The organism is Oryzomicrobium sp. (genome assembly GCF_021287045.1).
Taxonomy (GTDB): domain Bacteria; phylum Pseudomonadota; class Gammaproteobacteria; order Burkholderiales; family Rhodocyclaceae; genus Oryzomicrobium.
This window is the reverse complement of the sequence record NZ_JAJTBG010000010.1, coordinates 155187-161222: the sequence shown is the minus strand read 5'-3', so window position 1 is coordinate 161222 and position 6036 is coordinate 155187. Positions and strand designations below refer to the sequence as shown.

The window sequence follows — 6036 nt, the reverse complement described above, 5'->3', positions numbered from 1 at the left end:
TTGGCCGGATGAAGGAGGCCGGAAAGGCGCGCCAGTGCTTGATCTGCAAGCCGGCTCTGTGAAAGCCCACGTCAGTCCTTGTTCTTGGATGGTGGTGCCCGGAAAGCCAATACTGGCGCGGACTTTGAAATAAGGCTTTCAAGTCCTGAATCCCACTCCCGGCCTTGCCTTCTAGTCGTGGCCTCAACGCTGCGCCCAAGTGTGCCCTTCTCCCCCGCCGAGCAACGCAGGCCGGGACGGAAAAGGGCGAGGACTGTTTGAGGCCGCAGGCCGAGTTCCGCAGCCCCCGTCCCGGGCGAGTAGCGCAGGGGACCGGTAGGCCAGTTTCATTGGCCTGCCGGCGGGGGAGCGGGCACGGCGCTCTTTGGCTACTTTCTATCGCCGGACAGAAAGTGGCTCGCCGTCAGGCGAAACCCGGCGGTTCAGGTCGGGAAGGCGCCAGGCGAGGGGTGAGGTTTAGCACCCGAAGATCCGACAGATGTAGGGCGATACATGAATAAATCTAATGTATTTTCATCGGATAAAAACAAAGGTCCGCGCCAGTATTAGAGATCGGGGATGCTCCCGAAAAAATACATGAACAAAATTAAAGTATCGCGGATGCTGTTGCAGGGCGAGGGCGAGGGCGAGGGCGAGGGCGAGGGCGAGGGCGAGGGCGAGGGCGAGGGCGGCCGTAGACGCAAAAACGCCGACGGACCCAAAGGTGCCGCCGGCGTTACCGGATAAGGCGATGCAGTGGTGCGGGTTGGGCGCTAAAGCTCAGGCCGCCTCGCTGCCGCTCGGGGGCAATTCGGCGTTGCCCAGGGCGGTGGTGTTGAAGCCCCCGTCCACGTACATGGTTTCGCCGGTCATCCCGGAAGCCAGGTCCGAGAGCAGGAAGGCCGCCGCGTTGCCCACCTCGTCGATGGTCACGTTGCGGCGCAGGGGGGAATGGTGGGCGTTGTAGGCCAGCAGCTTGCCGAAGCTGCCGATGCCGGAGGCGGCCAGGGTGCGGATCGGGCCGGCGGAGAGGGCGTTGACCCGGATGCCCTGGGGGCCGAGGGACACCGCCATGTAGCGGGTGGCGGCCTCCAGGCTGGCCTTGGCCAGGCCCATCACGTTGTAGTTGGGCATGGTGCGCTCGGCGCCCAGGTAGGAGAGGCACACCAGGGACGGCTTGTTGCCCTTTTCTAGCATCGGCCGGGCGGCCTTGGCCAGGGCCGGGAAGCTGTAGGACGAGATGTCGTGGGCGATGTGGAAGGCTTCCCGGGACAGGCCGTCGAGAAAGTCGCCTTCCAGGGCCGCGCCGGGGGCGAAGGCGATGGAGTGCACCAGGCCGTCCAGGCCGTCCCAGCGCTTGCCCAGTTCGGCGAACAGGTTGTCGATGTCGGCGTCGTTGGCCACGTCGAGGGGAAAGAGCAGGTCGCTGCCGAATTCCTCGGCGAACTTGCCGACCCGGTCCTTGAAGCGCTCGATCTGGTAGGTGAAGGCGAGCTGGGCGCCTTCCCGGGCGCAGGCCTTGGCTATGCCATAGGCAATGGAATGCTTGGACAGGAGGCCGGTGATGAGGATGCGTTTGTCGGCGAGGAAACCCATGGATTTTTCCTTGTAGTCCCTGAAACGGAGCGCCGCCGATTATAAAGGAAAGCCGTCAAACGGTCGTTCGTGCGGCAATGGCGGGGGCGGGACCATTTTTCGCTACACTCGCGCCATGTCCCTCTTCCGCTTCCCGTGCCGCGCATCCCGTCCCCGCCTGCCGGGGATGCTGCTGGCGGCCCTCCTGCTCTCCCTGGCCGCCTGCGACGGCGAGTGGAACAACCCCTATCCGGCCGACCAGTCCGGGCGAAACATCCTCTACACGGCGTTTACCGACCGGCCCAAGCACCTGGACCCGGTCCAGTCCTACACCGAGGACGAGATCACCTTCACCGCCCAGATCTACGAGCCGCCGCTCCAGTACCACTATCTGAAGCGGCCCTACGCCCTGATTCCGGCCACGGTCGAGGCGGTGCCCGAACCCCGCTACCTGGACGCCGCCGGCCGGCCCCTGGCGGCGGACGCCCCGGCGGAGCAGGTGGCCCAGAGCGTCTATGAATTGCGCCTCAAGCCGGGCATCCGCTTCCAGCCACACCCGGCCTTCGCCGTGGACGCGGCGGGCAATCCCCGCTACGACCGGCTGGACCGGGCGGCCCTGGCGGGCATCAACGGCATCGCCGATTTCGCCCACACCGGCACCCGGGAACTGACCGCCGACGACTACATCTACGAGATCAAGCGCCTCGCCCACCCCCATTTGCATTCGCCGATCTTCGGCATGATGAGCGAGCTGATCGTCGGCCTCAAAGACCTGGGCGCCCGGCTTCAGGAGGACGCCAAGGCCCTGCCCCCCGGGGGCTGGCTCGACCTGGACCGCTACGACCTGCCCGGGGCGGAAAAGGTCGATGCCCACACCTGGCGCATCCACATCAAGGGTAAGTACCCCCAGTTCGCCTACTGGCTGGCCATGCCCTTCTTCGCCCCGGTGCCCCGGGAGGTGGACCGCTTCTACAGCCAGCCGGGCATGGCGGAGAAGAACCTGATCCTGGATTGGTGGCCGGTGGGCACCGGCCCCTTCATGCTCTCCGAGAACGACCCGAACCGGCGCATGGTGCTGTCGCGCAACCCCAACTTCCGGGGCGAGACCTACCCCTGCGAAGGCGAGGCGGGGGACCGTCAGGCCGGGCTGCTGGCCGATTGCGGCAAGGTCCTGCCGCTCATCGACCAGGCCGTGTTCACCCGGGAGAAGGAAAGCATTCCCTACTGGAACAAGTTCCTCCAGGGCTACTACGACGCCTCGGGCATCGCCTCCGACAACTTCGATCAGGCGGTGCGCCTGGGCGGCAGCGGCGAGGCCACCCTCACCGACGAGATGCGCGCCCAGGGCATCCGTCTGCTCGCCGGGGTGCGCGCTTCCACCTTCTACATGGGCTTCAACCTCCGGGACCCGGTGGTGGGCGGCCTCACCGACGCTGGCCGCAAGCTGCGCCAGGCGGTGTCGATCGCCATCGACCAGGAGGAGTTCATCTCCATCTTCCTCAACGGCCGCGGCGTGCCCGCCATGGGGCCCCTGCCGCCGGGCATCTTCGGCTACGAGGACGGCAAGGCCGGCATCAATCCCCGGGTCTACGACTGGGTCGCGGACCCGGCCAAACCGGAGGGCGGCGAGGCCCGGCGCAAGTCGGTGACTGAGGCCAAGCGCCTGCTGGCCGAGGCCGGCTGGCCCAACGGGCGCAACGCCAAGACCGGCGAGCCCCTGGTGCTCAACCTGGACACCACCTCCGGGGGCATGGGCGACAAGGCCCGGCTCGACTGGCTGACCCGCCAGTTCGCCAAGATCGACGTGCAGTTGGTGATCCGCTCCACCGACTTCAACCGCTTCCAGGACAAGGTGCTGCGTGGTGCGGTGCAGATGTACTTCCTCGGCTGGAACGCCGACTATCCGGACCCGGAGAACTTCTTCTTCCTGCTCCACGGCAAGGAAGCCAAGGCGGTCAGCCAGGGCGAGAACGCCTCCAACTACATCAACCCCGAGTTCGACCGGCTGTTCGAGCGCATGAAGAACATGGAGAACACCCCGGAGCGGCTGGCCATCATCCGGCGCATGCTCGCCATCCTCCAGGACGACGCGCCCTGGGTGTTCTCCTTCTACCCCAAGAGCTACACCTTGAGCCACGCCTGGCTGAGCAACCGCAAGCCCATGGAAGTGGGCAACAACGCCCTCAAGTACCAGCGCATCGACCCGGTGCTGCGCGAGCGCAGGCGGGCCGAGTGGAACCGGCCGGTGCTGTGGCCCCTGCTGGTGGGCATCCTGCTCGTCGCCGCCCTGGTGGTGCCGGCGTTGCGCCAGGCCCGGCGCCGGGCACCGTGAGACTGCGGCCGTGTTCATCGCCAAGACCGTCCTGCTCTTTCTCGTCACCGCCGTGGCCGAGATCGTCGGTTGCTACCTGCCCTGGCTGTGGCTGCGCCAGGGCGCCCCGGCCTGGCTGCTGCTGCCGGCGGCGGCCTCCCTGGCCCTGTTCGCCTGGCTCTTGACCCTGCACCCCGCCGCCAGCGGCCGCATCTACGCGGCCTACGGCGGCGTCTACGTGGCGGTAGCCCTGGCCTGGCTGTGGGGCGTGGACGGGGTGCGGCCGACCCGCTGGGACCTGCTCGGCGGGGCCGTCACCCTTGCGGGCATGGCCATCATCATGTTCGCCCCCCGGGAGGGTTGAGGGCGGCGGGGCAGGGGGAGGAAGAGGCCCAGGCCGGGCTCAGGCGTCCAGCCAGTCGATGATCGGCTGCCACTGCTCCAGGTCCCGTTCCACCTTGGCCGGGGCCAGGTCGAACAGGGTGGCGCCCTGGGCAGCGGCCTGGACGTAGAGCTGGGTGTCGCGCAGGAAGGCGAGCACCGGCAGGTCGTAGGCGGAAAAGAAGCGTTCCAGCTCGCCGGCGGCCCGGGTGCGGGCGTCCACCCGCATGCCCACCACGCCGAACTTGACCTGGCCCTTGCGCACCGCCTTTTCGGCCTGGAGCACCTCCAGGAAGCGCCGGGTGGCGAGGATGTCGAATAACGAGGGTTGCACCGGCACCAGCACGTGGGTGGCGGCCTTGAGGGCCTTGTCCAGGGGCTTGCCGTGAAAGCCGGCGGGAGAATCGAGCACCGCGTGGGTGGTGCCCCGGGGCGGTTTGGCCGGGGCGCCGGGGGCCAGGTCCCAGGTGGCAATCGGCGCCAGGAAGCCCGGCCGCAGGGCCAGCCATTCCCGGGACGACTGCTGCACGTCCAGATCGCCGAGCATGACGGCGTGGCCCCGGCGCGCCAGGCAGCCGGCCAGGTTGGTGGCCAGGGTGCTCTTGCCTGCGCCCCCCTTGGGGTTGGCAACCAGGACCGCGGTCATCGTCATTCTCCCGTGTGCGTGGATGGCGGAAAGCCCCGATTCTCGCATTTTCTCACCGCGTTTCACCGGGCATCGCGCCGGGGTTCGGCATGGGAGCGGAGCTTGGCAGCGTCTGCGGCCCACGCCGAATCCCACCGGGGGGCCAACCATTGCTATAGTCCGGCCATGTTCGCCTACCTGGTCCGCCGCCTCGCCTACGCCGTGCCCATCCTGCTCGGGGTGAACCTGCTCACCTTCGCCCTGTTCTTCGTGGTGAACACTCCGGACGACATGGCGCGCATGCAGCTGGGGGTGAAGCGGGTGACGGCGGAGGCCATCGCCAAGTGGAAGGCGGAGCGGGGCTACGACAAACCCCTGTTCTTCAACGGGGCGGCCGACGGCACGGCCAAGCTTACCGACACCATCTTCTACGCCAAGTCGGCGCGCATGTTCGTCGGCGACTTCGGCGCCGCCGAGGACGGCCGGGACATTGCCCGGGAGATCGCCACCCGCATCGGCCCGTCCACCGCCCTGGCCGTGCCCACCTTCATCGTGGGCCTGCTGGTCACCGTTTCGGCGGCGCTGCTGCTGGCCTTCGTGCGCGGCACCCGGCTCGATTTCTGGGGCGTGGTGGCCTGCGTGGCGGCCATGTCCGTCTCGGGCCTGTTCTACATCATCTTCGGCCAGTGGCTGTTTTCCAAGGCGCTGCGGCTGGTGCCGATCTCGGGCTATGCCGACGGGCTGTCGGCCTTCAAGTTCCTGGTGCTGCCGGTGGCCATCGGTGTGGTCGCCGGGCTGGGCTCGTCGATCCGCTGGTACCGCACCCTGTTCATCGAGGAAATCGGCAAGGATTACGTGCGCACTGCCCGGGCCAAGGGCCTGGGGGAGGGCACGGTGCTGTTCCGCCACGTGCTCAAGAACGCCATGATCCCCATCCTCACCGGGGTGGTGGTGGTGATTCCCCAGCTGTTCCTCGGCAGTCTGCTGATGGAATCCTTCTTCGGCATCCCTGGCCTGGGCAGCTACACCATCGACGCCATCAACGCCCAGGACTTCTCGGTGGTGCGCGCCATGGTCTTCATCGGCTCGGTGCTGTACATCGCCGGGCTGATTCTCACCGACCTGTCCTACACCCTGGTGGACCCCCGGGTCCGCTTCGACTGAC

Annotated in this window: 6 protein-coding genes; 4 read left to right on the top strand and 2 right to left on the bottom strand. The window is 67.5% G+C overall.

Annotated elements, in window-relative coordinates; translation table 11 throughout:
- The first annotated feature begins 576 nt into the window (after positions 1–576).
- Positions 577–726 (top strand): hypothetical protein, encoded by a 150-nt coding sequence (locus tag LWW89_RS13000; protein WP_293264808.1) that lies wholly within the window; start codon positions 577–579, stop codon positions 724–726.
- Positions 727–759: 33 nt separating this feature from the next.
- Here the strand turns inward: LWW89_RS13000 and fabI are convergent, their stop codons facing one another.
- A complete protein-coding gene (fabI, locus tag LWW89_RS12995) occupies positions 760–1575 on the bottom strand; it encodes an enoyl-ACP reductase FabI (RefSeq protein ID WP_293264806.1) in 816 nt (271 codons plus the stop codon).
- 115 nt (positions 1576–1690) lie between these two features.
- Between fabI and LWW89_RS12990 the strand changes: the two genes are divergently transcribed.
- On the top strand, positions 1691–3886 hold the full coding sequence (locus LWW89_RS12990) for an ABC transporter substrate-binding protein (protein WP_293264804.1): 2196 nt from the start codon (positions 1691–1693) through the stop codon (positions 3884–3886).
- 10 nt (positions 3887–3896) lie between these two features.
- On the top strand, positions 3897–4229 hold the full coding sequence (locus tag LWW89_RS12985; RefSeq protein ID WP_293264802.1) for a YnfA family protein: 333 nt from the start codon (positions 3897–3899) through the stop codon (positions 4227–4229).
- 39 nt (positions 4230–4268) lie between these two features.
- On the opposite strand, the gene LWW89_RS12980 is transcribed toward LWW89_RS12985, so the two are convergent.
- A complete protein-coding gene (locus tag LWW89_RS12980) occupies positions 4269–4892 on the bottom strand; it encodes a ParA family protein (protein WP_293264800.1) in 624 nt (207 codons plus the stop codon).
- 165 nt (positions 4893–5057) lie between these two features.
- Between LWW89_RS12980 and LWW89_RS12975 the strand changes: the two genes are divergently transcribed.
- A complete protein-coding gene (locus LWW89_RS12975) occupies positions 5058–6035 on the top strand; it encodes an ABC transporter permease (protein ID WP_293264822.1) in 978 nt (325 codons plus the stop codon).
- Position 6036 lies beyond the last annotated feature (1 nt).

Bases quoted from the DNA above. Each gene is read 5' to 3' on its own strand.
- LWW89_RS13000 (WP_293264808.1), top strand. From the start codon at position 577: ATGAACAAAATTAAAGTATCGCGGATGCTGTTGCAGGGCGAGGGCGAG.
- LWW89_RS12980 (WP_293264800.1), bottom strand. From the start codon at position 4,892: ATGACCGCGGTCCTGGTTGCCAACCCCAAGGGGGGCGCAGGCAAGAGC.
- fabI (WP_293264806.1), bottom strand. From the start codon at position 1,575: ATGGGTTTCCTCGCCGACAAACGCATCCTCATCACCGGCCTCCTGTCC.
- LWW89_RS12975 (WP_293264822.1), top strand. From the start codon at position 5,058: ATGTTCGCCTACCTGGTCCGCCGCCTCGCCTACGCCGTGCCCATCCTG.
- LWW89_RS12990 (WP_293264804.1), top strand. From the start codon at position 1,691: ATGTCCCTCTTCCGCTTCCCGTGCCGCGCATCCCGTCCCCGCCTGCCG.